Source organism: Phycicoccus sp. 3266 (genome assembly GCF_031456495.1).
Lineage (GTDB): Bacteria > Actinomycetota > Actinomycetes > Actinomycetales > Dermatophilaceae > Pedococcus.
Genome location: NZ_JAVDUW010000001.1, coordinates 23,629 through 48,971 on the forward strand (window position 1 = coordinate 23,629; position 25,343 = coordinate 48,971).

Below are 25,343 nucleotides of genomic sequence, written 5' to 3' on the forward strand. Positions count from 1 at the left end.
GGCCCCGTGGCGTCCCCGACCGGGCTCAGCGCGGGTATGCCGTGTGCTCCACCTGGGCCCCGACGCGCGTGAACACCCACGTGTTGCCGCCGACGAGCGTCGTGTGGAACCACGGCTGCGCGAACTGGCCCTTCTCGAAGCGCACGTCCCGCCACATGAACCAGCGGTTCACGCCCTTGAGCACGAACACGTCGACGGAGCCACCGTCCAGCCGGGTGGCCGCCTGGGCGAACGCCTTCGGGTCGTGCACCGCCGAGAGCCGCCACACCTCCGCCTCGCGGTGCGGCCAGTTCGCGAGCGAGTTCGCGGAGTTCGCGCCCACACCGATGTACTGGTACCAGGGCAAGTAGCTCGACAGCGACTCGTCGTAGCTGAGGACCGTCGGCACGGCTCCCCGCCCGTACTCGCGCTCGACGACGGCGCGCACCTGGTCGGCCGGGATGGTCGCGCTATGACCGGCCTCGGCGTTGTACCGCGGCCAGCCGCCGTCCGGGAGCTGCCTCGCGTGTGCGAGCCGGGCGAAGTTCGGCGTGTCCGGGGTGTCGGGGTGACCCAGGCGCTGCCCGTCCCAGTAGGTCCCGAGCCCGAGCACGACGACGGCCGCAGCGGCGAGGGCCGGGACGCCGGGCAGGACCGCCAGCCGAGCCGGGACCCGCCCGCCCCGGCGGAAGCGGGCGGCCACCGCGGGCCACGAGGCCGCGAGCCCGAGGACGAACCCCAGCACGAGCACGCCGTCGTAGAGGCGGTCGGTGTACTGCAGGAAGCCGGTGTGCCCGGTGCGGTGGTAGCGCCACAGCATCACCCAGCGGTACGTCATGGCCGACAGGGCGACGGCCAGGAGCACGCGGGCCCAGTCACTCCGCCGGGCGTGCCAGAGGAGCAGGAGCAGGCCCCCGGTCAGGACCACCCCGACCTGGACCGGTCCGTGCCAGGGCAGGTGCAGCGGGTCGCGCTGGATCTCGAACGGCACGAAGAGGTCGGCGCTGCCGTCGCCGCCGAGCCGCAGGAGGTCCGACAGCCACGGGACGAGGAACCACGAGGCGGTGAGGACCGCCGTCACCGTCGCCAGCACCAGGTGCCGCAGGTACGGCCAGCGGGGCCCGTGCCACAGCCCGAGGACCACGACGACGAGCAGTCCGGCCACCGAGAAGACGAGGTAGGCCTGGTAGTCGGTGAGCAGCAGGCCGCCGACGATGCCGGTGGCCCACCACGACAGGGCAGGGGTCGCGGCGCGACCGAGGCGCGCCAGGCCGGCGAGCACCCAGGGCACCATGACCGACAGGGCAGCCACCTCGTGCGCCTTGCGCGGGTCGCCGTAGACGGCCGCCGGCAGGGCGCACAGCGCGAGCGCCAACGGTCCGGTGACCACCCGGGCCCACAGCAGGTACCCCACGAGGACGGCGAGTCCGCAGAAGGCCACGGAGGCGACGCCGACGAGCGTCCAGGCCGGCTTCCCCGTCAGGGCGGACACGCGCCCGACCACCCAGGGGAACAGGGGCGGGTACTCGATCGGCAGTCCCTTGACGAGCAGGTCGGTCGATCCGAGGTGCACGGAGAACTTGGTCGCGGCGGCGGTGAGCCGGGCGATGTCGGCCGACATGCCGCCGTACGGGAACGGCGTCCCGTGCAGCTGGCTGGCCCCGAACCAGCTGACCCAGGCGGCGACGAGCAGCGCCCCGAGGTCGGGGCCGGTCCGTCGCGACCGCACCACCAGCGGCAGGACGAGCAGGCCCACCGCCGCGAGCACGACGAGTGGCAGCGTCTGGCCCCGCAGGCTGAAGGGGTCGACGTAGACGGCGTGGCCGAACAGCGCTGCAGCGGTGCAGGCCACGGCCCCGAGCACGAGCAGCACCGTTGAGCGGGCGGCGGAGGGGGCGGCGCCGTCGCCCTGCTGGAGGAGCGGTCCCGGCGCGGTCATGCCCGGAGGCTAACCGAGGCACCCTCGGCCCGAGCGGTGACCCGATTCACTCCCTCCGGCGCCCGGGCGGATTCGGAGGTCCGCCCGGCCGAAGGTAAGGTAAGCCTTGCCTTTGCAAGCCGATCCGAGTCTGGAGAACCCGCGTGCTCCCTCGCCGCACCGTCCTGGTCGCCCTCGCCTCGACCGCCGCCCTCGCCCTCACGGCCTGTGGCAGCGGCAGCCTCGAGGCCAAGGGCTCGCTCGACCCGGACAAGCTGACCATCTACAGCGCCCAGCACGAGAACCTCACCCAGGCGTGGGCGAAGAGGTTCCAGGAGAAGACCGGGATCAAGGTCCAGATCCGCTACGGCTCGGACTCCTCGATGGGCTCGCAGATCGTCCAGGAGGGGGCCAAGAGCCCGGCGGACGTGTTCCTCACCGAGAACTCCCCCGCGATGACGACCGTGCAGAACGCCGGCCTGCTGGCCAAGGTCGACCCGGCGACGATCGCGCAGGTCGGGTCGAGCTACCACCCCAGCACCGACGACTGGGTGGGCATCGCGGCGCGCTCGACGGTCCTCGTCTACAACCCCTCCAAGATCAGCGAGTCGCAGCTGCCGAAGTCGATCATGGACCTCGCCGACCCGGCCTGGAAGGGCAAGTGGGGCGCGGCGGCCGGCGGTGCCGACTTCCAGGCCATCGTCAGTGCCATCCTCGCGACCCAGGGCGAGCAGAAGACCGCCGCCTGGCTCAAGGGCCTCAAGGACGGCGCGCAGGTCTACCAGAACAACATCGCCGTGATGAAGGCCGTCAACGCCGGCCAGGTCCCGGTCGGGATCATGTACCACTACTACTGGTACCGCGACCAGGCGCTCACCAAGGCCGGCAGCAAGAACACCAAGCTGCTCTACTTCCGCCACCAGGACCCGGGCGCGTTCGTGAGCATCTCCGGCGGCGGCGTCCTGAAGTCGAGCAAGCACGCGGCCAACGCCCAGAAGTTCCTCGCCTTCGTCACGAGCAAGGAGGGCCAGGAGATGCTCGCCACCAGTGACGCCAAGGAGTACGCCGTCGGCAACGGGGTGGCCTCGGACAAGGCGCTCGAGCCGCTGGACAGCCTCGAGGCCCCGAAGGTCGACCCGTACACGCTCAACGGCCCCAAGGTCATCGAGCTCATGACCCAGGCGGGCATCCTCTAGGTGGCCCGCTCCCCTCGCCCCGTCGCGGGACCGACCCCCGCAGCAGTCACCGTCGCGGCCCTGGCCGTGGCGGCGCTGTGCGTCGTCCCGCTGGTGGTGGTCGTCGTCAAGGCGTTCGACGTCGGGCCGGCGGCGGCGTGGAACCTGCTGTGGCGCCCGCGCGTCGGCGAGCTGCTGCGCAACACCGCCGGCCTCGTGGTCTGCACGGTCGCCCTCACCACGGTGCTGGGGATCGCGACCGCCTGGCTGGTCGAGCGCACCTCGCTGCCGGGGGCCCGGTTCTGGCGGGTGCTCATGGTGGCGCCGCTCGCCGTGCCCGCCTTCGTCAACTCGTATGCGTGGGTCACCGTGCGTCCCGACCTCCAGGGGCTCAACGGGGCCGTCCTCGTCACGACCCTGTCGTACTTCCCGTTCGTGTTCCTGCCCGTGGCGGCGGTGCTGCGCGGGCTCGACCAGTCGCTCGAGGACTCGGCGCGCTCGCTCGGCCTCGGCCCGTGGCGCGCGTTCTTCCGGGCCGTCCTCCCCCAGCTCCGGCCGGCGGCCCTCGGCGGGATGCTGCTCGTGTCGCTGCACCTGCTGTCCGAGTTCGGCGTGCTGGCGATGCTGCGGTTCCCGACGTTCACGACCGCGATCCTCGAGCAGTTCCAGGTGGCGTTCTCCAACTCCGCCGGCAGCCTGCTGGCGCTCGTGCTCATCGCCCTGTGCCTGGCTCTCCTGACCGCCGAGCAGCTGCTGCGCGGCACCACGCGGTACGCCCGTCTCGGCCGCGGCACCACCCGCCGGGCCCTGCCCGCACGCCTCGGCCGCTGGACCGTGCCCGCCCTCGCCGGCATGGCGCTCCTGACGGTCCTCGCGCTCGGCGTGCCGCTCGGCAGCCTCGTCTACTGGTTCCGCGCCGGCTCCGGCGGCCTGACCGAGAGCACCTTCGACCCGGCCGAGCTCGTCTCGACGCTGTGGGGCACGCTGCGCCTGGCGATCCTGGCCGGCCTGGTCTCGGTCGTGGCGGCCTTCCCCGTGGCGTGGCTCATCGCCCGCAGGCGCTCGTGGCTGTCGGTGCTCGTCGAGCGCGCCACCTACGTGGCGTCGTCGCTGCCCGGGGTGGTCATCGCCCTCGCCCTGGTCACCCTCGCCGTCCGGTACGCCCGGCCGGTCTACCAGACCGCGGCGGTGCTCGTCGCGGCATACGTCGTGCTCTTCATCCCGCGCGCGATGGTGAGCATCCGCGCCTCGCTCGCGCAGGCGCCCGAGGAGCTCACCGACGCGGCGCGGGCACTCGGCGACCGGCCGATGCGCGCCTTCCTGCGGGTGACGCTGCCGCTGACCGCGCCGGGTGTGCTGGCCGGCTTCGCGATGGTGTTCATCGCGACGTCGACCGAGCTCACCGCGACCCTCCTGCTCGCGCCGACGGGCACGCAGACGCTGGCGACGGCGTTCTGGAGCGCGAGTGAGAGCATCGACTACGCGGGCGCAGCACCGTATGCCGCGGCGCTGGTGCTCGTGTCCGCACCCCTGACCTACCTGTTGCTGCGACGGAACGACGAGGAGCCTGCACTGTGACCACGCTGCGCATCGAGGGGGTGGCCGCGTCCTACGACGGCCGGCCCGTCCTGCACGGCCTCGACCTGCAGGTGCCGTCCGGGACGACGACGGCCATCCTCGGGCCGTCGGGCTGCGGCAAGACCACGCTGCTGCGCGTCATCGCCGGCTTCCAGCCCGCCGACGAGGGCACGGTGACGCTCGGCGACACCGTCGTGGTCGGCCCCGGCCGCTGGGTGGCCCCCGAGCGACGGGGCATCGGCTACGTCGCGCAGGAGGGCAACCTCTTCCCGCACCTCACCGTGGGGCAGAACGTGTCCTACGGCCTGCCGCGGGCGGCCCGCCGCGCCGGCGAGCGCGTGGCCGAGCTGCTCGAGCTCGTCGGCCTCACCCCCGACCTCGCGGCCCGCCGGCCCGACCAGCTCTCGGGCGGCCAGCAGCAGCGCGTCGCCCTCGCCCGGGCGCTGGCCCGCAAGCCCACGCTGGTCCTGCTCGACGAGCCGTTCTCCTCGCTCGACGCCGGGCTGCGCGCCACGACCCGCGAGGCGGTGTCGGACGCCCTTGCCCACGAGGACATCACGGTCGTCCTCGTCACGCACGACCAGGCCGAGGCGCTGTCGTTCGCCGACCAGGTCGCGATCATGCACGAGGGCCGGTTCTCCCAGGTGGGGACGCCGTCGCAGGTGTACGCCACCCCGACCGACCGGCACGCGGCCGCCTTCCTCGGCGACGCGGTGTTCCTGCGCGGGCGGGCCGACGGCACCTCCGTCGTGACCGCCCTCGGCACCCTTCCGGTGCACCAGCCCGCGCCGGCCGGCACCGTGGACGTGCTGCTGCGCCCCGAGCAGATCCAGCTGCGCACCATGTCGCCGGGCATCCCCTGCGCCGAGGTGGTCTCCACGACCTACTTCGGCCACGACGCCCTCGTCGCCCTCCGCCTGCAGGCCGACCGCACGGTCGTCACCGCGCGGGTCAACGGCCACGAGGTCCCGCCCGCCGGGTCGATCGTCGGCCTCGCGGTCGTCGGCCAGGCGCGCGCCTTCGCCGGCTGACCGCCGTCCGCGGCGCTGACGCCACGAACGGTCGCCACCAGGCCGTTCGCACCGCCGTTCGTGGCCCCGGTGCCACGAACGGCACCGGGCGGGGCGGAAGGTCAGCCGACGGCCCAGTGGCGCCCCCGCAAGCGTTTCGGCCGAGCTCAGCTCCAGGCGGCGTGCAGGGCCAGGGCGCGCACGTCGGTGAGCGAGGCGACCTGGTCGACGACGACCCGCAGCGCGGCGCCGTCGTCGGGCGCCTCCTTCCAGTCGGCGAGCAGGTCCGGGTCGAGCCGGCCGACGGGGTCGGCCAGGTAGGCCGCCACGAGGTCGCGCACGACCTCGCGCTGCCCGGCCAGCACGTCGAGCCGCTCCTGCGCGTGCATCACGAAGTGCGCGGCCACCGCCTTGAGGACGGCGCACTCCGCCCGGGTGTCGTCAGGGACCACCAGCTCGGCGTCGTACCGCGTGAGGTCGCCGTCGCCGTGCCGCTCGCGCGTGGCACGCTCCACCGCGAGGACGAACCGCCCGATGAGCCGCGAGGTCATGTCCTTGAGGGCTGCCAGGTCCGCTCGCGAGCCGTCGTATGCCGCGGGCACCGCACCGGTGGCCAGCACCCGTTCCAGCGCGGCCCCGAGGGCGTCGGTCCCGAGGTCGGCGGCGTAGAGGCCGGTCGCGACCGCGAGCACGCTGTCGACGTCGGTCGCGTCGCGCAGCCGGCGCAGGTCGAGCCGGCCGGAGGCCACCGCGTCCTCGACGTCGTGCACCGAGTAAGCGACGTCGTCCGACCAGTCCATGACGTCGGCCTCGATGCAGCGGCGACCCGGGGGCCGGTCCCCCCTGAACCACTCGAAGACCGGCAGGTCGTCGGCATACACACCGAACTTGGTTGTGCCGGAAGGACCTTGGCCGCAGGGCCACGGGTACTTGGTGGACGCGTCGAGGCTCGCGCGGGTGAGGTTGAGCCCGGCCGGCCGTCCGTCGGGGTGCACCCGCTTGGGCTCGAGCCGGGTGAGCAGCCGAAGCGTCTGGGCGTTGCCCTCGAACCCGCCGATGCCGGCCGCCACCGCGTCCAGCGCCTGCTCGCCGTTGTGGCCGAAGGGCGGGTGACCGAGGTCGTGGGCGAGGCAGGCGGTGTCGACGACGTCGGCGCTGCAGCCGAGGGCGGCGCCGAACTCGCGCCCGATCTGCGCGACCTCCAGGGAGTGGGTCAGTCGGTTCCGCACGAAGTCGTCGTCACCGGGCTGGAGGACCTGCGTCTTGGCCGAGAGGCGGCGCAGCGAGGCGGAGTGCACCAGCCGGGCGCGGTCGCGGGCGAAGTCGTCGCGGTCGGCGCGCTTGGTCACGGGGTCCTCGCGGACCCAGCGCTCCCGGTCGGCCTCGGTGTACCCCACGGGCCGAGCCTAGATCCCGCCGGCTCAGGCGTCGCCCGCCGCCCCGGCCCCATCGCCCGCGGCCGTCGCGGACCCGGAGTCCGCAGCCGTCGCGGACCCGGCCGCCGACGCCGCCCTGGCCGCCTGCGCCGCCCGCTCGACCCACTTTGGCTGCTCGCCGTACCGCTGCGGGCCGATGAGCCTGCCCGCGGCGCTGTCGGCCACGAGCTGCGCCATGCGCCTGTCGCGCGTGGCCTGCTGCTTGGCGCTGGTGACCCAGTGGACTGCGACCCGGCGGTAGGACGGCGTCGCCGCGTGCCAGAACGCGGAGGCGGCGCGGTCGGAGGCGAGCTGCGCGGCGTGGGCGGGGTCGAGCTCGCGCTCGTCGCCCTCGTAGGAGTAGGTGCCCGAGCGGTCCTCGCGCCGCCTGGCGTAGGCCGCGAGGCCGGCCGGCCTCATCCGCCCCTCGGCCGTCAGGCGCTCGACCGCGGCGATGTTGATCTGCGACCAGGTGCTGCCCGGCTTGCGTGGGGTCCAGCGCTGCCGCGTGGTGTCCTCGTCGACCCGCTGCGCCACCGAGTCGATCCAGCCGAAGCACAGCGCCTCGACGACGGCCTCCTCCCACAGGAGCCCGCGCTCGGTGACGTGCTTCTTGTGCAGCCCCATCCAGAGCTCGGTCTCGCTCTCGTGGTGGGCCTCGAGCCAGGCCCGGAACTCCTCAGGCCCGCTGAAGAACGTCGCAGGTCTCTCCGGGGTCCCGCCCGGCGTCCCCGCCGCGTAGCGCCGTGCCATGGCGCAAGGGTGCCACGCGGCGCCGACGTGCGGCAGCGCCCTGCCAGGCGAGCGAGGCGACCACCACGCCGAGGGCCCAGGCGACGTGCCAGCCGTTCATGACGAGCAGCACCAGCACGGAGGTGAGGGCGACGACAGCCGTCCACCAGGCGGCGCCACCCCGCGGGAGGAGGCGGACGGCCGCAGCAGTGCCGAGCACGTAGACGAGGGTGAAGCAGCCGGTCGCCATCAGCATCAGGGGCGTCAGGCCCAGGTGCAGCACCTCGGCGGCGACGAGCCACGCCATCGACTGGCCCGCCACCAGCGCGAGGCTGCGCCGCGGCACCTCGCCCGGACCGCTGCCGCGCGCGAGCGCGACGGGGAGGGCGCCGTCACGCGCGAGGGCGGCCCCCAGCCGTGAGCCGCCCGCGTAGTAGGCGTTCATCGCTCCGATCGTGAGCAGCACCGCGACGAGGGCGGTGACGATGCGGACCGAGCCGCCCACCCCTGCCGCCAGCAGGTCGGACAGCGGGGCCTCGCTGCGCGCCGTCGCCGGGCCCAGCACGAGCAGGCTGGTCGCCGCGAGCGCGAGGTAGAGGACGCCCACGACGACGATCGCGATGCCGGTGGCGCGGGGGACGTCGCGCCGCGGTGTGCGGTACTCGCCGGCGAGGGACGCGACGGCCTCCCACCCGGCGAACCCCCACACGAGCAGGGCCGCGGCGGTGCCCACGGCGGCCCAGCCGTGCGGGGCGAAGGGCGTGAGGTGGTCCCAGCGGGCGTGCGGCAGGGCTGCCGCCACGGTCACGACCATGAGCGTGGCGAGGACCCCGGTGAGGACGAGCTGGACCCGGCCGGAAAGGCGCAGGCCGGCAGCGTTCACCAGGCCCACTCCCCCGATGAGCGCGGCCGCCACGACGACGGCCGTCCGGCGACCGCCCCCGACCGCGTCGGCGACGTAGCCGCCGGCCATGAGCGAGGCCGGCGGTGCGCCGACGGGGATCGCGAAGTAGAAGCACCACCCGACGGCCCCCGCCGCCCGGGTCCCGAAGGCACGGCCCACGTAGGTCGAGACCCCACCGCTGTCCGGAAAGCGCGCACCCATCGCCGCGAAGGTGAGCGCCAGCGGGACGCTGAGGAGCACGAGCGCCAGCCACGCGACCAGCGACGCCGGGCCGGCGATCCCGGCGGCGAGCGCGGGCAGCGTGATGACCCCCGTCCCCAGGACGGCACCGATGGACAGGGCAGCCCCCTGGGGGACGGACAGGCGTGTGCTCATGGGTCGATCGTGCCCACGCATTGGACCTGTCAGAAGGGCCAACCCTTGGCAGGTCATTTGGGCCAATCTACGGTGGCGCCATGGAGCTGCACCTCGACCTCGGCCGCGACCCGGGTGGCGACCTGCGCTCGGGCGGGGACCGCACGGTGCGGCTGTACCGGGCCCTGCTCGACGCGGTCCTCGACGGGCGCCTGTCCCCCGGGGACCGGCTCCCCCCGACCCGCGAGCTCGCCGCCCGGCTGGGGGTGGCGCGCGGGACCGTCGCGACGGCATACGACCGCCTCGCGGCGGAGGGGTTCCTGGAGAGCCGCGTCGGCTCGGGCACGTACGTGGCGCCCGAGGTGCAGCCGCGCCGCTCGCGCCGGGCCCCGGCCGGGGAGGTGCGGCCGCGCGAGGTCTGGTCGTCGCTGCCGCCGCCCGTCCTCGACGCCACCCCGGTCGGGTTCGACCTGTCGGTGGGCGGCCCGGACACCAGCCTCTTCCCGCTCGCCACCTGGCGCCGGCTCGTCTCCGCCACCTTGCGGCCGTCGCTGCTCCAGGCGTCGGCCTACGCGGGCGGGGGCCACCCGGACCTGCAGCGGGAGGTCGCGCGGCACGTCGGCCAGTCCCGTTCCGTGGCAGCAGGGCCGGACGACGTCGTCCTCACCGGTGGCGCCCAGCAGGGCCTCGACGTCGTCACCCGGGCGCTCGTCGAGCCCGGCGACGTGGTCGTCGTCGAGGACCCCGGCTACACCGCCGCGGTGCGGCTGTTCGCATCGCACGGTGCGACGGTGATCGGCGTCCCGGTCGACGAGGAGGGCCTGGTCGTCGACGCGATGCCACGCCGCGCGAGGCTGGTCTACGTCACGCCGTCGCACCAGTTCCCCACCGGTGCCGTGATGTCGCTGCGGCGACGGATCGCCCTGCTGGAGTGGGCATCCCGTCGCAACAGTGTCATCGTGGAGGACGACTACGACAGCGAGTTCCGGTACGAGGACAGGCCGCTCGCACCCCTGCAGAGCCTCGACCGCGACGGCCGGGTGGTCTACGTCGGGTCCTTCTCCAAGACGCTGATGCCGTCGCTGCGGGTCGGGTACGTCATCGCGCCGCGGTCGGTGCAGGACGCCGTGCGGGCCGCGAAGCTGCTCAGCGACTGGCAGGGCGACGCCGTCACCCAGGGCGCCCTCTCGCGCTTCCTCTCCGAGGGGCTGCTCGCCCCCCACGTGCGTCGCGTGACCGCGCTGTATGCCGAGCGCCGTGCGGCCCTGCTCGCGGCGCTGGACGCCCTTCCGGAGGGGACGCTCGAGGTGGTGCCGTCCTCGGCCGGGCTGCACGTCTGCGCCTGGCTGGGCGACACGGGGCGGTCCGACGTGGAGCTGGCCGCCGCGGCGTCGAGGGCCGGCGTGACGGTGGAGCCGGTGTCGCCGCGCTTCCGCCGGTCGGGCACCCGCCCCGGCCTGGCCATGGGCTTCCGTCGGGTGCAGGCCGGGCAGATGCAGCAGGCCGTCGAGCGGCTCGCCGGGGTGCTGTGACACCGGCCACGGCTCCCCGGATTGCGAGGTCCCAGAGCCCGACGGAGGGTGGAGTCATGACAGACCTGAGTGGAAAGACCGTGGCCTTCCTCGTCGCCAAGGAGGGCATCGAGCGGGTGGAGCTGACCGAGCCGTGGAAGGCCGTCGAGCAGGCCGGAGCCACCCCCAAGTTGCTGTCCCCCGAGACGGGTGAGGTGCAGACCTTCGACCACCTGGACAAGGCCGAGACCCGGCCGGTCGACACCGCCGTGGGCGACACCTCCGTCGACGACTACGACGCCCTCGTCCTGCCCGGCGGCGTCGCCAACCCCGACGCGCTGCGCACCGACGAGACCGCAGTCGGCTTCGTCCGCGACTTCGTTGCCAGCGGCAAGCCGGTGGCGGCCATCTGCCACGCACCGTGGACGCTGGTCGAGGCCGGCGTCGTCCAGGGCCGCACGCTGACCTCGTGGCCGAGCCTGCAGACCGACATCCGCAACGCCGGTGGCGAGTGGGTCGACAAGGAGGTCGTCCAGGACGGCAACCTCATCACCAGCCGCAACCCGGACGACATCCCGGCGTTCAACGACGCCCTGCTCGAGGCGCTCAGCCACGGAGCGGCCGCACAGAACGCCTGACCGGTCTCTGTCCCGGCGGTCCTTGAGCGATCGCAGCGGTTCTGGCCGCTGCGATCGCTCAAGGACTGGGGCTGCCGGCGGGCGCCCCCTATGGTCTGGAGCTCAGCCGCCCGAGACCGACAGCTCGGCCTCCGCCACCGCGCGGCGGTGGTCGGCGCTCAGCTCGCGGCTCGACAGCCAGCCGTCGGGAAGGGCGACGACGCGCGGCGACCCGGCCCGGCCGCGCTGTCCCTCGGCGGGCTCGCCCGGCCACGGGGCCGAGGCGTCCATGGTCGCCAGCAGCTCGTCCAGCGACTCGAGCGAGTCGACCAGGGCCAGCGAGTTGCGGACGGTGGACCCGGCCGGGAACCCCTTGAGGTACCAGGCGATGTGCTTGCGGATGTCGCGGCAGGCCTTGAGCTCGTCGTCGTAGAAGTCGACGAGGTAGACGGCGTGCCGGCGCAGCGTCGCCGTGACCTCGCCCAGCGTCGGCTGCACCCGCACCGGGCTGCCGGCGAAGGCCGCGGCCAGGTCGGTGAACAGCCACGGCCGCCCGAGGCAGCCGCGTCCCACCACGACGCCGTCGCAGCCCGTCTCCTCGACCATGCGCACGGCGTCCTCCGCCGACCAGATGTCGCCGTTGCCCAGCACCGGGATCGACCGCACGGTCTCCTTGAGACGGGCGATCGCGGTCCAGTCGGCCTCGCCGGAGTACGCCTGCGACGCCGTGCGCCCATGCAGTGCCACGGCGGCGACTCCCGCCCGCTCGGCGGTGAGACCGGCCTCGAGGTAGGTCAGGTGGTCGTCGTCGATGCCCTTGCGCATCTTGACGGTGACCGGCACGGCATACGGCTCGGCCTCGCGGACCGCGGCCGTGACGATGCCCTCGAACAGGTCGCGCTTCCACGGCAGGGCGGCGCCGCCGCCCTTGCGGGTGACCTTGGGGACCGGGCAGCCGAAGTTGAGGTCGATGTGGTCGGCGCGGTCCTCGGTGACGAGCATCCGGACGGCGGCGGCCACGGTGGCCGGGTCGACGCCGTAGAGCTGGATGGAGCGCGGGTGCTCCTCCGGGTCGTGCTCGATGAGCCGCATCGTCTCCGGGGTGCGCTCGACGAGGGCGCGGGAGGTGATCATCTCGCTGACGTACAGCGACGTGGAGCCGCTGGCTCCCCCGCGGCTGAGCCCGTCCTCGCCGTACTCGCGGCACAGCTTGCGGAAGGCGCGGTTCGTGATGCCCGCCATGGGTGCGAGCACGACCGGGGACTCGATGGTGTGCCGCCCGATCTGGAGCGGCGGCAGGACGGCGTTCGGTGCGGTGGTGACGGTCATGGCCGCACCAGTGTCCCACCTGCTGGTTGGATGGCCGAATGCGCGCGCTCGTGTCCGCCGAGGCCCTCCTGGAGGAGGGACTCGAGGGTCTGGTCCTCGTCGACGTCCAGTGGAGCCTGTCGGGGTCCGGCGGGCCGCCCGGGCGCGACCTGTACGAGGCCGCCCACCTGCCGGCCGCCCACCACGTCGACCTCGACGCCGAGCTAGCCGGCCCGCCCGGTCCCGGGGGCCGCCACCCCATGCCCACCGGCCACGCGGTGCAGGAGGCCCTGCGCCGGTGCGGCGCCGACAACGCCTCCTGCGTCGTGGTCTACGACCAGGGCCCCTCGTATGCCGCGGCGCGGGCCTGGTGGGTCATGCGCCACTTCGGGGCGCAGGACGTGCGCGTCCTCGACGGCGGCCTGGCCGCCTGGCAGCGCGCGGGTGGCCCCGTCACGACCGAGGTCCCCGAGCCGGGCGCCGGGACGTTCGAGGCCGGGCTCGACGGCGAGCTGTCCGTGCTCGATGCCGACGGGGCGGCCCGGGTGGCCCGCGACGGCCTGCTGCTCGACGCGCGCGCTGCCGAGCGGTTCCGCGGCGAGACCGAGCCGATCGACCCCGTGGCCGGTCACGTGCCGGGTGCGGCGAACCTGCCCACGACGACCACGGCCCAGCCGGACGGGCGCTTCCTGCCGCCTCAAGCGCTGCGGAAGCTGTTCTCCGACAACGGAGTCCGCGACGGCGTCGAGGTCGGCGTGTACTGCGGGTCCGGCGTCACGGCAGCCCACGAGGTGCTGGCCCTGCACGAGGCGGGGATCGAGGCTGCGCTCTATGTCGGGTCCTGGAGCGACTGGATCACCGACCCGACCCGCCCCGTGGCGACCGGCGACTGACCCCGGTCACCCCGCTTCTCAGAGCCAGCCGTACTCGTCGGCGATCCGCACGGCGTCCGCCCTGTTGCGGGCCATCGTCTTGCCGATCGCCGAGGACAGGTGGTTGCGCACCGTCCCCTCCGACAGCATGACCTGCCGCGCGATGTCGGCCACCGAGCCGCCGCCGCGGGCCGCGATGAGCACCTCGGTCTCCCGGGCAGTCAGGGGCGACTCGCCACCTGCGAGGGAGTCGGCCGCCAGCGAGGGGTCGACGACCCGCAGCCCGGAGTGCACGCGGCGCACGGCCTCGGCGAGCTGTCGGGCGGGCGTGTCCTTGACGACGAACCCGCTCGCCCCGGCCTGCAGCGCCCGGCGCAGGAACCCGGGCCGCCCGAAGGTGGTCACGATGAGCACACGCACCGCCGGCAGGGCGTCGTGGAGCGCGGCGGTGGCGGCGATGCCGTCGAGCCCGGGCATCTCCACGTCGATGAGCGCGACGTCCGGGTTGCTCGTGACGGCCGCGGGCACGACCTCGTCGCCCGTGCCCACCTCCGCGACCACCTCCATGTCGGGCTCCAGCCCGAGCAGGGAGGCCAGGGCGCCACGCACGAGCGCCTGGTCGTCCGCGAGCAGCAGTCGGATCGTCATGCATCCACCTTGTCCGGTCGGGGTGTTCGGGTCTGGTCGAGCCCGTCGGCTGCCAGCACCGAGAGCTCGAAGCCCTGGGGCGAGAGGCGACGGGTGCGCAGGGAGGCACCGACGGCGGCCGCGCGCTCGGTGAGGCCGATGAGGCCCGTGCCGGGTTGTCCAGCGCCGGTGCCGGCACCGTCGTCGGCGACGGTGATGCCGCGCTCGGTGAGCGTCACCGTGCAGGTCGTGGCGCCGCTGTGCCGGATGACGTTCGTGACGCCCTCGCGCAGGGCCCAGGCGCACAGCTCGCGCAGCCGCGTCGGCACCGCCTCCGTCGAGTTCGGCAGCTCGGCCTCGATCCCGGCGGAGGCGAGCGAGGACCGGGCGCGGGCGAGCTCGGCCGGCAGCGACATGTCCCGGAAGCCGGCCACCGCCTGGCGGACGTCGGCGAGCGCGTCGCGCGCGAGCCGCTCGAGGTCCTCGACCTCGGCCTGCGCCCGCTCGGGGCTGACCTCGAGCAGCCGCGCGGCGAGCTCGGCCTTGACGGTGATGACGGTGAGGCTGTGGCCGAGGATGTCGTGGACGTCGCGCGCCATCCGGTTGCGCTCCTCCTGGATGGCCAGGCGGGCGTTCTCCTCGCGTGCCTCGGCGAGCGCCCGCTGCCGCTGCGACGCGAGCATCCCGCCGGTGACCGCGAGCATGGCCAGGACGATCGACATGCTGATGCCGGGGTTGTGGTTCCACCCGTGCAGGTGGAAGGTCAGGAACTCGTACACCGCCACCAGGACCAGGCCGATGCACAGCCCCACCCGGATCCGGAAGGTCCACAGCCCAGAGACCGCGAGGAACACCCACGTCGAGGCGCCCTCCTGGCCGATCGTGACCGTGGCGAGGGCGGCGAGCACTGCCAGCCCGGCCCAGTAGACGAGGGCGAGCCGGCTGACGTACCAGCGGGTTGCGGGCGCGACGAACCGCGTGCCCCATACCGCCGACCGCAGGTGGCTGAAGCTGAGCAGGTACAGCACGACGAACGCGGTCAGGATGATGAGGCCGCCGTCGGCACGCGGCTCGTCCCGCTTGGCCCAGGCCTGCGTGTACGCGTCGGACAGGAAAACCAGCCAGACCCCACCGAGCAGCAGGGCCCCGAGGCGGGCCCGCCAGCCTGCGGTCTCGTCCCCCGCGAAGAACCGTGGACGCGGCTCCGCGAAGTCCGCAGCACCCGTGCGTTCGCTCACGACCCCCAGCCTCTCAGAGTCGGGGGCCGTGAGCGTACGCAGCGCGGCCGAGATCAGACCCGCGCCGTGTCGCGGCGGAACCGCCACGCCGCGCCTCCCGCGAACACCGCCAGCCAGACGAGCACGTTGACGACGGCCGCGGTGCCGGGGCTGTCGCCGGTCAGCGGGGAGTGGACCAGCTGGCTCAGGCCGTACATCGGGGTGAGCTTGGCGATCGTCGCGAACGTGTGACCCATCTGGTCCAGCGGCACGAACAGCCCGCCGAGGAAGGCGAACAGCGCCAACCCGGGCCCGATGATCTGCATGACGTTCTCGCTCGGCAGCAGGTAGCCCATGAACACCCCGAACGCCGCGAAGACGAGTGACCCGACCCAGGCGATGAGGCCGGTCTCCAGCCACAGCTGGGAGTCCATGTGCGCGCCGCTGAGCGCTCCCGCGGCATACGTCACGACGATCGAGGTGGCGCCCAGGAGCATCGCGACGAGCACCTTGACGGCGATGTATGCCGTGGACGTCAGCGGGGTGAGCCGCAGCTGGCGGCTCCACCCCTGGCTGCGCTCGACCGCCACCATCGCCCCGCCGCCGGTGGTGGAGAGCATGGCGCCGTACAGCGCCATCGACAACATGATGAACGCGGCGACGTTGCCGTGGCCCGCGTCCTGGTTCGAGTAGGACTTGCCGGTGCCGAAGATCAGGAAGAACAGCACCGGCATGACGACCGAGAAGATCACGGTGCGGCGGTTGCGCAGCATGCGGCGGACCTCCAGCCGCAGCAGCGTGGCGTTGAAGCCCCCCAGGGGCGGCACGGTCCGCTGCGGGACGGCAGCGACCGTCGAGGTCGTGCTGGGGGTCGAGGCGGTGGCGCTCATCGGCGCGCTCCTTCGGTGGTCTGGCCGGCCGCGGGGCCGGCCTCGGCGGCCGGCTCGGCGGTGAGGGAGATGAAGGCGTCCTCGAGACCGCGAGAGGTGATCTCGAGGTCGCGGGCGGCCGTGTGGGTCAACAGGTGCCGGGCGACGGCGTCGCTGTCGGTGGACGCCACCAGGACCGAGTCGCCCCGGACCTCGACGGTCTCGACGCCCGGGATCGCCTGCAGCACAGCGACATCCGCCTCGGGCAGGGTCGCTCGCACGGTACGGCCCGAGACGAGGGACTTCACCTCGGCCGCCGTCCCGTCGGCCACGACCTGGCCCTGGCTCACTAGCACGATGCGGTCGGCGTAGGCGTCCGCCTCCTCGAGGTAGTGCGTCGCGAAGATGACGGTGCGTCCCTGCTCGGCGTCCTCGCGGATCGCCGCCCAGAAGTCCCGGCGTCCGGTCACGTCCATGCCCGTCGTCGGCTCGTCCAGGACCAGCAGCTCGGGGTCGGGCAGCAGGGCCATGGCGAAGCGCAGGCGCTGCTGCTGGCCGCCGGAGCACTTGACCACGCGCCGATCGGCGATCTCGGTGATGCCCGCCCGGGCCAGCACCTCCTCGACCGGCCGCGTGTCGCTGAACAGGCTGGCGGTCAGGCGGAGGGTCTCGGCGACGGTGAGGTCCTTGAGCAGCCCCCCGGTCTGCATGACGGCCGAGACGAGGCCGTGGCGCACCGCGGCCTGCGGGTCCATGCCGTACACCTCGGCGGTGCCGCCGTCCGGGCGGGACAGCCCGAGCATCATGTCGATGGTGGTGGTCTTGCCCGCGCCGTTGGGGCCGAGGAAGGCGACGATCTCGCCCGGCCGCACGGTGAGGTCGATCCCCCGTACGGCACGGACGCTGCCGAAGCTCTTCGCCAGGCCCGCGAGCCGGACCGCCGGCACCCCGGTGGTCGGCGCGGCCGCGCGTGTCTGCGTCTGTGTCATGGCAGGAAGCGTGCCCGGAGCCGGCACGACGGGCGCCACACACGCGTCACGAGCTCCCCGTGACCTTTGTCAGCCGGCTCCCGGCCGTCTGTCAGGCACCCCGTCCGGGGCACAATGCCTCGCATGCGCGCACTCGTCCTGGCCGGCGGCGGAGCGGCCGGCAACGCCTGGGAGCTCGGCCTGCTCGCCGGCCTCGCCGACGCAGGTCTCGACGTGACCGACGCCGACGTCGTCATCGGCACGTCGGCCGGGTCCACCGTGGCCGCCCAGGTGACGAGCGGCTCCCCGCTCGCCGAGCTGTATGCCGCCGTCCTCGCCGAGTCGGCGCCCTCCCGGTCCCCGGGCCGGGACGGGCCCGTTGGCCCGGACCGGGGGTCCGGCCCCGCCCGGGGCGTCACGGGAAGCGCCTACCTGGACTGGTCGAACGACGTCATCGCCGCGGCATCGGACCCGGCCGACATGAGGCGCCGGATGGGCGCGGCGGCGCTCGGGCGCATGAGTGCCGACGACTCGGGCACGTCCCGGTGGCGCGACGTCGTCGCCTCCCGGCTGCCGGGCAGCCGGTGGCCCGACCGGCGGGTGCTCATCGCGGCCGTCGACGCCCGCACCGGTGAGCCGGTCGTCTTCGACCGCGACAGCGGCGTCGACCTGGTCGACGCCGTCGCCGCCAGCACCTCGGCGATGACGCCGTACCGCATCGGCGAGAGCTGGTACCTCAACGGCGGCTACCGGCGCAGCGAGAACGCCGACCTCGCCGCTGGGTGCGAGCGCGTGCTCGTGCTGTCACCGTTCGGCGGCAGGTCGCGGATGCCGGCGGCCTGGGGCATGGACCTCGCGACGCAGGTCCGCGAGCTGCGGGAGGCGGGCAGCCGAGTCGAGACGGTCTTCCCCGACGCCGCGGCAGGGGCCGTCTTCGACGCCAACGCCCTCGACCCCTCCACCCGGCCGCAGGCCGCCCGCGGAGGACACGAGCAGGGACGAGCCCTGGCCGCGGAGCTGGCAGCACTCTGGAAGTGAGGCCCGTCCGCGTGCCACCTCCCCGCGGCGCCCCGGCTAGGACCGGCTCCCGAGATCGAGGGCGACCCGCGGGACCTCCTGCTCGGCCGGGTTCGCGGCGATCCGGGTGACCCGCATGACGCGCCCGCTCTCGACGTCCCACGCCAGCACCCACGACCCGTGCGCGCCGACCGTCTGCAGCAGCGCGGTGTGGGGGTCTGCCCAGGCCAGCACCGAGCAGCACCGGGTCACCCGCCCCACCTGGCCGTCGGGGTTCTCGGGTGCGGCCAGCACGGCCACCGACCCGTTGTCGGGCCGGACGGCGACGAGCCCCTGGTAGATCGGGCCGTTGCCGCGCCGGATGAGCGGGTACGTGACGTCCTGGTCCAGGAACGCCCCGGTGGCCACCCACTGCGCCGACGCCACGGTCGGGCCCCACAGCTCGGTGACCGGTGCGGCGACGGAGCGCTCGCCGACCCGGGCGTGCGACGTCGGGTCGAAGCGGGAGACCCGCAGCGCCTGGCTGCCCGGCGCCAGCTCGAGTGCGGTCGCACCGTCCGGCACCGAGGCGTCGACCGGCACCGCGGCGGCCCCCGGCGACGAGGTGTCGAGCGTCCAGGCCTGGCCGCCGGCCCGCACGCGGACCTCCCCGGCGGCCGCACCCCACCCGGCCGAGTCGACGTACGGCGACGGCACGGCATACGTCGTGACGGAGCCGTCCCGCACGTCGAGCCGCACCACCTTCCCCGGCTGCGGGAACACGACCCAGCGCCCGGCACCGAACGCGCGCGGCCCCAGTGGCGCCGAGGTGTCGCCGGCGCGGTTGCGCGTGGGCGAGAGCAGCAGCCGGTCCACGACGACCTGCTCCCCCGCCCGCGTCACCAGCACGGGCCGGTAGCCGCCCCCGTCGCGGCGCAGGACCACGGCGACCACGTCGCGCGGGGGTGTGGCGAGGGTGGACAGGCGCGTGCTCGGCCCGTACGCGTCGACGACCTGGGGCAGCCCCGCCTCGAACAGCGGCAGGCCCCCCTCGACCCCCTCGAGCGGCAGCGCCGCGTAGGGCGTCCGGTCGCCGAGGGTGCCGGTGGTCGGGGGCGTGGTGACCGAGTAGCTCGGAACCGGGTGGGGGTCGCCCGCGGTGACCTGCAGGGCGGTCACCGCGAGCGCCGCCACGGCCACCGCGCCGAGCCCGCCCGTCACCGCGCGGCGCCGGCGCGCGCGCTCCTGCAGGGCGCCACCCCAGGCGTCGTCGACGAGGTCCACCTCGACGAGGTCCGCGGAGGCCCGCTGGAGCAGCGCACCGAGGTCGCGGTCGGTCACGGCAGCGCCTCCCCCGCCAGGCCGGCCCCGAGGTCGGGCACGCGGGCACGCAACCGGGCGACCGCGGCGCGGGCGAGGCCCTCGACGGCAGCGGCCGAGGTCCCCAGCACCTCCCCACTGTCGTCCACGCTGCGCCCCTCGAAGTACCGCAGCACCACCACCGCCCGCTGCTTCGGCGTCAGCGCGGCCAGCGCCTCGTGGACCTCGACCCGGCCGGTCCGCGCCGGACCGTCGTCGTCCAGCTGCGACAGGGCTCCGGCGATGGAGTCCCTGCGCGCGCGGCGCAGGGCCGACATGGCGTCGCGGTAGAGGACCCTGCGCACGTGGGCGTCAGGGTCCCCCGTGCGCACCCGGTCCCAGCGCAGGGCCAGCGAGCTGAAGGCGTCGCGGCACACCTCCTCGGCGACCCCGGCGTCACCGCAGACCAGGTATGCCGCGCGCAGAAACGAGTGCTGCCGCGCCCGCACGTAGCGGGCGAAGTCCTCGTCGACCTCGCGCTGCACCCGAACCCCTCTCCACCGCGATTCTCCCCCTCGTCGCGCAGGACGGCACGGGAGCGCGGTGGGGACGACCGCGCCCCCTGCCCGCGACGTGTCGCGGGCAGGGGGCGCAGGCGGTGGGCCGAGGGGTCAGCAGCCCAGCAGGCGGCTGCCGAGGTACTCCTCGACCTTGTCGAGCGAGACGCGCTCCTGGGCCATGGTGTCGCGCTCGCGCACGGTGACGGCCTGGTCCTCCAGGGTGTCGAAGTCGACCGTGACGCAGAACGGCGTGCCGATCTCGTCCTGACGGCGGTAGCGGCGGCCGATGGCCCCGGCGTCGTCGAAGTCGATGTTCCAGCTCCGGCGCAGGCGGGCGGCCAGGTCGCGGGCCTTGGGCGACAGGTCGGCGTTGCGCGACAGCGGCAGCACGGCGGCCTTGACCGGTGCGAGCCGGCGGTCCAGCTTGAGCACGACGCGCTTGTCGACACCGCCCTTGGTGTTGGGCGCCTCGTCCTCGGTGTACGCGTCGACGAGGAACGTCATGAGCGAGCGGGACAGACCGGCTGCCGGCTCGATGACGTACGGGGTGTAGCGCTCACCGCTGGCCTGGTCGAAGTAGACCAGGTCGGTGCCCGAGTGCTTGCTGTGGGTCGTGAGGTCGAAGTCGGTGCGGTTGGCGATGCCCTCGAGCTCGCCCCACTCCGAGCCGGTGAAGTTGAAGCGGTACTCGATGTCGACCGTGCGCTTGGAGTAGTGCGACAGCTTGTCGGCCGGGTGCTCGTAGTGACGCAGGTTGTCGGGGTTGATGCCGAGGTCGGTGTACCAGCGGGTGCGCTCGTCGATCCAGTACTGGTGCCACTCCTCGTCCTCACCCGGCTTGACGAAGAACTCCATCTCCATCTGCTCGAACTCGCGGGTGCGGAAGATGAAGTTGCCCGGGGTGATCTCGTTGCGGAAGCTCTTGCCGGTCTGGCCGATGCCGAACGGCGGCTTCTTGCGCGAGGCGTTCATGACGTTGAGGAAGTTCACGAAGATGCCCTGCGCCGTCTCGGGCCGCAGGTAGTGCAGGCCGGACTCGTCCTCGATGACGCCGAGGTAGGTCTTGAGCATCATGTTGAACTCGCGGGGCTCGGTCCAGGCGCCGCGCGTGCCGCAGTTCGGGCAGGCGATCTCGGCCAGCGGGATCGAGTCGGGGTCGACGTCGGCGTCGCCGGCGCCCTTCTTGGCGTTCTTCTTCTCCGCGATGGCCTCCTGCATGTGGTCCACGCGGAACCGCTTGTGGCAGGACTGGCACTCGGTGAGCGGGTCGGTGAACTCGCCGACGTGGCCGCTGGCGACCCAGGTCTGGCGCGGCAGGATGATCGAGGAGTCGAGGCCGACGACGTCGTCGCGGCCGGTGACCATGGACTTCCACCACTGGCGCTTGATGTTCTCCTTGAGCTCCACGCCGAGCGGACCGTAGTCCCAGGCAGACCTCGTACCGCCGTAGATCTCGCCGCTGGGGAAGACGAAGCCCCGGCGCTTGCAGAGGGAGACGACCGTGTCGATGGTGGAGGGCGCTGCCATGCGGGCAAGGCTACTGTGCGCCCGCTGCGGCCTCGACGCGGTGTCCCGGGCCCACCGCGGCCCGTCGTAGGGTTTCGTCCGTGCCCACCACGACACGCCAGCGGATCGAGTCCGTCAGCCTGCCCCTGCTCCAGCGACTCAACCGGTTGCCCCGCGCCGTGCCGTTCCTCGTGGTCCTGGCCCTCATGGTCGGCGGGATCGCGCTGCCCGGCCTCGGCTGGCTGCTCCTCGTGCCGGTCGTCCTCTTCCTCGCGTGGACGCTCTACCTCGGCTGGCCGGCCCTGGACGGCGGCGCCCGCGCCGGTCGCGCCACGGTCGTCGTCATGGCCCTCGCCATCACGGTCATCCAGGCGGTCCCGCGCACCTGACGCCCGCATCGGCTGCGGGCGAGGTCCGCGGGTCGCGGGTCGTCGCCCCGGCGACAGGGCACAGTTGACAACGATTCTCATTTCAGATGAGAATCGTTGTCATGTCGCTTCGCCGCCACGTCACCGTCCTCGGGCTCGCCGCCCTCGCCCTCACGGGCGTCACGGCCTGCGGGACGGGCACGGGCACCGCGGCCGACGGGAGCACGCGCCTGGCCGTCTCCGCCGCGTTCTACCCGCTCGAGTACCTCGTCCAGCGGATCGGCGGCGACCACGTCCGGGTGCAGGGCCTGACCAAGCCGGGCGGCGAGCCGCACGACATCGAGCTCACCCCGCGCCAGGTGGGCGCCATGGCCACCGCCGACCTGGTCGTCTACGAGAAGGGCTTCCAGCCCGCGGTCGACCAGGCGGTGCGGCAGGACGCGGCCCGCCAGGCGTTCGACGTCTCCCCCGCCGCCGACCTCTCCCTCGTCAGCACGGAGGCCGGCCACGACCACGCCGGCGAGAGCGCCGCCACCACCGCGGCGCACAGTGCGGTCGACCCCCACTTCTGGCTGGACCCCCAGCGCTACGCGGCGGTCGCCAAGGCCGTCGCCGACCGGCTGGCCGCGCTCGACGCCGCCCACGCCACGGCATACCGGGACAACGCGGCGGCCCTGCAGGCGGACCTGACCGCCCTCGACGGCGAGTACCGCACCGGGCTCGCCAGCTGCCGCAGCAAGGACCTCGTCACGTCGCACGCCGCCTTCGGCTACCTCGCGCAGCGCTACGGGCTGCACCAGGAGGGCATCACCGGGCTCGACCCCGAGGCCGAGCCGAACCCGGCCGAGCTCGCCGCCGTGGCCGCGCACGTGCGCGCGGTGGGCGCGACGACCATCTACGCCGAGACGCTCGTCAGCCCCGCCGTCGCCGACACCCTGGCGCGGGAGACGGGCACCCGGGTCGCTGTGCTCGACCCCATCGAGGGCATCACCTCCGACAGCCGCGGCACCGACTACCTCGCGGTGATGCGCAGCAACCTGCAGGTCCTCCGATCCGGACAGGAGTGCTCATGACGACCACGCCCCCCATCCTCCAGCTGGAGGGAGCCGCCTTCGGGTACGGCGACCACGCCGTCATCAGCGGGGTGGACCTGACGGTCTCGGCCGGGGAGGTCGTCGCCGTGCTCGGGCCCAACGGGTCGGGCAAATCCACGCTGGTGCGCGGGCTGCTCGGCCTCAACGACCGCGTCGCCGGCCGCGCCCTGCTGTTCGGCGTCCCTCGCGACGACTTCACCCAGCACTCGCGGATCGGCTACGTGCCGCAGCGCCACACGCTCTCGTCCTCCGTGCGAGCCACGGTGCGCGAGGTCGTGGAGGCGGGCCGCCTGTCCCACCACCGCTGGTGGGCACCGGTCCTGCGCACCGCGCACGAGACCACGGTCGTCGACCGGGCCGTCGAGCTGGTCGGCCTGTCGGACCGCCCCGGCGCCGACGTCACGACCCTGTCCGGGGGCCAGCAGCGTCGGGTGCTCATCGCTCGCGCCCTCGCCTCCGAGCCCGACGTCCTGATCATGGACGAGCCGACGGCCGGCGTCGACGTCGCCAACCAGCGCGTGCTGGCCGACGTGATGGCCCGGCTCGCCGCCGCCGGCACCACGATGGTCGTCGTCACGCACGAGCTGGCCGCGCTCGCCGAGGTCGTCACCCGTGTCGTGGTCGTCGACGGCGGCCGCATCCGGTTCGACGGCCCGTTGCGGGAGTACACGTCCGGTCGCCACGAGCGGCACGACGGCCACCACGACGACGTCGACGACCACGCCCCGACCCGCGTCTTCACGCCGACCGCAGGTCCCGTGGACCCCCGCGGTGGTGGTCCCCGGTGACACGCCGCGCCGGGCCGCGCCACCAGGCCGTGCCCACCCCATCGTCCGCGCCGTCCCCGCAGTGCCACGACCAGGAGGTCCCCCGATGACCGAGCTGCTCGCCCTGGGCTTCATGCGCCAGGCGCTCGTCGCCGCCGTGCTCGTCGGCATCGCCGCCCCCCTCGTCGGCGTCTTCCTCGTGCAGCGACGCCTCTCGCTCATCGGCGACGGGATGGGCCACGTGGCCCTGGCCGGTGTCGCCGTGGGGGTGCTGACCGGACAGGCGCCCGTCCTGACCGCCCTGGTCGCAGCCGTCGCCGCGGCCGTGGGCATCGAGCTGATCCGCGCCAGCGGGCGCACCAGCGGTGACATCGCGCTGGCGGTGATGTTCTACGGCGGCATCGCCGCCGGTGTCGTCATCATCGCGAAGTCGCCGTCGAGCTCACCGGCCAACCTCACGGCATACCTCTTCGGCGCGATCACGACCGCAGACCAGCGCGACCTCTGGGTGTTCGCCGGGCTGGCGCTCGTCGTCCTGCTCGCGACGTGGCTGCTGCGCCCGTGGCTGTTCGCGGTGGCCAACGACGAGGAGTATGCGCGTGCCTCGGGCCTGCCCGTGACTGGCCTCAACATCGCGCTGGCGGTGCTGACCGCCGTCACCGTGGTCGTCTCGATGCGCGTGGTGGGGCTGCTGCTCATCTCCGCGCTCATGATTATCCCGAACGCGACCGCCCAGCTGCTCGGGCGGTCCTTCCGCTCGTCGGTGCGGTGGGCCGTGCTGATCGGCGTGCTGTCCAGCGTCGGCGGCGTGGTGACCTCGTTCTACGCCGAGACGCCGTCCGGCGGGACCATCGTGCTGCTGGCGATCGGCGCGTTCGTGGTGGTCTCGGCCGCCTCGGCCGTCGTGGCCCGGAGCAGCGCCCGCCGGCACCGCCGGGCGGAGCGGCACGACCACGAGCACGGTCCGGCCTGCGGCCACCCCGCCATCGCGCACGGCGACCACGTCGACTACCTCCACGGCGACCACCGGCACGCTGCCCACGAGGGTCACTGGGACGAGCACGCCGCGCACGAGGCCCACGGGGCCGAGGTGGCAGCCGGCGCCGTCGCCCCCGGCGACAGCGGGGACGACCAGGACGAGCACGCAGGCACCCGCACGCAGGGAGGCACCCGATGACGACCACCCCGCGCAAGCCCACGCGCCAGCGGGCCGCCGTGGCAGCGGTCCTGTCGGGCAGCTCGGAGTTCCGCTCCGCCCAGGAGCTGCACGCCCTCCTGCGCGAGGGCGGCGACCCCGTCGGGCTCGCCACCGTCTACCGGAACCTTCAGGCCATGGCGGCCGACGGCGAGATCGACATGCTGCGGACCGACGAGGGCGAGGCGGTCTACCGCGCCTGCTCCACCGGTCACCACCACCACCTGGTCTGCCGCAAGTGCGGCCGGGCGGTCGAGGTCGAGGGCCCGGCGGTCGAGTCCTGGGCCGCCGCCGTCAGCGCGGCGCACGGGTTCCGCGACGTCGAGCACACCGTCGAGATCGTCGGCACCTGCGCCGACTGCGCCTCCGCCTGACGCTGACAGACTGCGCCTCCGCCTGACGCTGACCAGGGCACGACCCTCTGCTGCGTCGGCACGACCTTCTGCTGGCCCGGCACGACCCCCTGATGCGTCGGCACGAACCTCTGCTGGCCCGGCACGACCC

The 25,343-nt window shown here is 73.9% G+C and carries 24 protein-coding genes; 12 read left to right on the plus strand and 12 right to left on the minus strand.

Annotated elements, in window-relative coordinates:
- Positions 1-25 precede the first annotated feature (25 nt).
- Positions 26-1,918, minus strand: coding sequence for an arabinofuranosyltransferase (locus tag J2X64_RS00115; RefSeq protein WP_310147865.1), 1,893 nt, complete (start codon positions 1,916-1,918; stop codon positions 26-28).
- A 143-nt stretch (positions 1,919-2,061) separates the two neighbouring features.
- Between J2X64_RS00115 and J2X64_RS00120 the strand changes: the two genes are divergently transcribed.
- The 3 genes from J2X64_RS00120 to J2X64_RS00130 are packed head-to-tail and all read left to right on the plus strand — an operon-like array spanning position 2,062 to position 5,681.
- Positions 2,062-3,093, plus strand: coding sequence for an iron ABC transporter substrate-binding protein (locus J2X64_RS00120; RefSeq protein WP_310147868.1), 1,032 nt, complete (start codon positions 2,062-2,064; stop codon positions 3,091-3,093).
- Positions 3,094-4,650 (plus strand): iron ABC transporter permease, encoded by a 1,557-nt coding sequence (locus J2X64_RS00125; RefSeq protein ID WP_310147871.1) that lies wholly within the window; start codon positions 3,094-3,096, stop codon positions 4,648-4,650.
- Positions 4,647-5,681, plus strand: coding sequence for an ABC transporter ATP-binding protein (locus J2X64_RS00130; protein WP_310147872.1), 1,035 nt, complete (start codon positions 4,647-4,649; stop codon positions 5,679-5,681). Before J2X64_RS00125 ends, J2X64_RS00130 begins: the two co-directional genes overlap by 4 nt.
- Positions 5,682-5,827: 146 nt before the next feature.
- Here J2X64_RS00130 and J2X64_RS00135 read toward each other — a convergent pair whose 3' ends face one another.
- From J2X64_RS00135 to J2X64_RS00145, 3 genes are read right to left on the minus strand one after another with little or no spacing between them, the layout of a single operon-like run.
- A complete protein-coding gene (locus J2X64_RS00135; RefSeq protein ID WP_310147875.1) occupies positions 5,828-7,057 on the minus strand; it encodes a deoxyguanosinetriphosphate triphosphohydrolase in 1,230 nt (409 codons plus the stop codon).
- 24 nt (positions 7,058-7,081) lie between these two features.
- The gene (locus J2X64_RS00140) at positions 7,082-7,828 is read right to left on the minus strand and encodes a YdeI/OmpD-associated family protein (protein ID WP_310147877.1); all 747 of its coding nucleotides are present in this window, start codon (positions 7,826-7,828) and stop codon (positions 7,082-7,084) included.
- A complete protein-coding gene (locus J2X64_RS00145; protein WP_310147881.1) occupies positions 7,755-9,086 on the minus strand; it encodes an amino acid permease in 1,332 nt (443 codons plus the stop codon). The genes J2X64_RS00140 and J2X64_RS00145 overlap by 74 nt, the downstream gene beginning before the upstream one ends.
- A gap of 80 nt (positions 9,087-9,166) precedes the next feature.
- Between J2X64_RS00145 and J2X64_RS00150 the strand changes: the two genes are divergently transcribed.
- Together J2X64_RS00150 and J2X64_RS00155 are read left to right on the plus strand one after the other, a co-directional pair.
- Positions 9,167-10,597, plus strand: a complete 1,431-nt coding sequence (locus J2X64_RS00150) for a PLP-dependent aminotransferase family protein (protein ID WP_310147883.1) — start codon at positions 9,167-9,169, stop codon at positions 10,595-10,597.
- Between the two features lie 56 nt (positions 10,598-10,653).
- Positions 10,654-11,214 carry a type 1 glutamine amidotransferase domain-containing protein gene (locus tag J2X64_RS00155; protein ID WP_310147886.1) on the plus strand — a complete coding sequence of 187 codons (561 nt, stop codon included), beginning with the start codon at positions 10,654-10,656 and terminating at the stop codon, positions 11,212-11,214.
- Positions 11,215-11,316: 102 nt separating this feature from the next.
- Here the strand turns inward: J2X64_RS00155 and dusB are convergent, their stop codons facing one another.
- The gene (gene dusB, locus J2X64_RS00160; RefSeq protein WP_310147889.1) at positions 11,317-12,522 is read right to left on the minus strand and encodes a tRNA dihydrouridine synthase DusB; all 1,206 of its coding nucleotides are present in this window, start codon (positions 12,520-12,522) and stop codon (positions 11,317-11,319) included.
- A 38-nt stretch (positions 12,523-12,560) separates the two neighbouring features.
- Here dusB and J2X64_RS00165 point away from each other — a divergent pair, with 38 nt between their 5' ends.
- Positions 12,561-13,394, plus strand: coding sequence for a sulfurtransferase (locus J2X64_RS00165; protein WP_310147892.1), 834 nt, complete (start codon positions 12,561-12,563; stop codon positions 13,392-13,394).
- An 18-nt stretch (positions 13,395-13,412) separates the two neighbouring features.
- Here the strand turns inward: J2X64_RS00165 and J2X64_RS00170 are convergent, their stop codons facing one another.
- Genes J2X64_RS00170 through J2X64_RS00185 form a run of 4 tightly spaced genes read right to left on the minus strand, consistent with a single transcriptional unit; the run spans position 13,413 to position 17,075 of the window.
- The gene (locus J2X64_RS00170) at positions 13,413-14,021 is read right to left on the minus strand and encodes a response regulator transcription factor (protein WP_310147895.1); all 609 of its coding nucleotides are present in this window, start codon (positions 14,019-14,021) and stop codon (positions 13,413-13,415) included.
- Positions 14,018-15,238 carry a sensor histidine kinase gene (locus J2X64_RS00175; protein WP_310147898.1) on the minus strand — a complete coding sequence of 407 codons (1,221 nt, stop codon included), beginning with the start codon at positions 15,236-15,238 and terminating at the stop codon, positions 14,018-14,020. The genes J2X64_RS00170 and J2X64_RS00175 overlap by 4 nt, the downstream gene beginning before the upstream one ends.
- Positions 15,239-15,291: 53 nt before the next feature.
- Positions 15,292-16,107: an ABC transporter permease gene (locus J2X64_RS00180; RefSeq protein WP_310147901.1), complete on the minus strand. Its 816-nt coding sequence runs from the start codon at positions 16,105-16,107 to the stop codon at positions 15,292-15,294.
- Complete coding sequence (locus J2X64_RS00185) at positions 16,104-17,075, minus strand: ABC transporter ATP-binding protein (RefSeq protein WP_310147903.1); 972 nt, start codon at positions 17,073-17,075, stop codon at positions 16,104-16,106. Before J2X64_RS00185 ends, J2X64_RS00180 begins: the two co-directional genes overlap by 4 nt.
- A 123-nt stretch (positions 17,076-17,198) precedes the next feature.
- Between J2X64_RS00185 and J2X64_RS00190 the strand changes: the two genes are divergently transcribed.
- A complete protein-coding gene (locus J2X64_RS00190; protein WP_310147908.1) occupies positions 17,199-18,092 on the plus strand; it encodes a patatin-like phospholipase family protein in 894 nt (297 codons plus the stop codon).
- Between the two features lie 36 nt (positions 18,093-18,128).
- On the opposite strand, the gene J2X64_RS00195 is transcribed toward J2X64_RS00190, so the two are convergent.
- The 3 genes from J2X64_RS00195 to J2X64_RS00205 all read right to left on the minus strand — a co-directional run bounded on the left by J2X64_RS00195 (position 18,129) and on the right by J2X64_RS00205 (position 21,436).
- Entirely contained in the window at positions 18,129-19,391 is a 1,263-nt protein-coding gene (locus J2X64_RS00195) for a hypothetical protein (protein ID WP_310147911.1), read from the minus strand.
- Positions 19,388-19,894: a sigma factor-like helix-turn-helix DNA-binding protein gene (locus tag J2X64_RS00200; RefSeq protein ID WP_310147914.1), complete on the minus strand. Its 507-nt coding sequence runs from the start codon at positions 19,892-19,894 to the stop codon at positions 19,388-19,390. The genes J2X64_RS00195 and J2X64_RS00200 overlap by 4 nt, the downstream gene beginning before the upstream one ends.
- 126 nt (positions 19,895-20,020) lie before the next feature.
- Complete coding sequence (locus tag J2X64_RS00205; RefSeq protein ID WP_310147917.1) at positions 20,021-21,436, minus strand: glycine--tRNA ligase; 1,416 nt, start codon at positions 21,434-21,436, stop codon at positions 20,021-20,023.
- A gap of 80 nt (positions 21,437-21,516) precedes the next feature.
- Between J2X64_RS00205 and J2X64_RS00210 the strand changes: the two genes are divergently transcribed.
- The 5 genes from J2X64_RS00210 to J2X64_RS00230 all read left to right on the plus strand — a co-directional run bounded on the left by J2X64_RS00210 (position 21,517) and on the right by J2X64_RS00230 (position 25,213).
- Entirely contained in the window at positions 21,517-21,804 is a 288-nt protein-coding gene (locus J2X64_RS00210; RefSeq protein ID WP_310147920.1) for a DUF6703 family protein, read from the plus strand.
- A 101-nt stretch (positions 21,805-21,905) separates the two neighbouring features.
- A complete protein-coding gene (locus J2X64_RS00215; protein ID WP_310147923.1) occupies positions 21,906-22,856 on the plus strand; it encodes a metal ABC transporter substrate-binding protein in 951 nt (316 codons plus the stop codon).
- Positions 22,853-23,665, plus strand: a complete 813-nt coding sequence (locus tag J2X64_RS00220) for a metal ABC transporter ATP-binding protein (RefSeq protein ID WP_310147927.1) — start codon at positions 22,853-22,855, stop codon at positions 23,663-23,665. The genes J2X64_RS00215 and J2X64_RS00220 overlap by 4 nt, the downstream gene beginning before the upstream one ends.
- 85 nt (positions 23,666-23,750) lie before the next feature.
- Complete coding sequence (locus J2X64_RS00225) at positions 23,751-24,821, plus strand: metal ABC transporter permease (RefSeq protein WP_310147929.1); 1,071 nt, start codon at positions 23,751-23,753, stop codon at positions 24,819-24,821.
- Positions 24,818-25,213, plus strand: a complete 396-nt coding sequence (locus tag J2X64_RS00230) for a transcriptional repressor (RefSeq protein ID WP_310147932.1) — start codon at positions 24,818-24,820, stop codon at positions 25,211-25,213. The genes J2X64_RS00225 and J2X64_RS00230 overlap by 4 nt, the downstream gene beginning before the upstream one ends.
- Positions 25,214-25,343 lie beyond the last annotated feature (130 nt).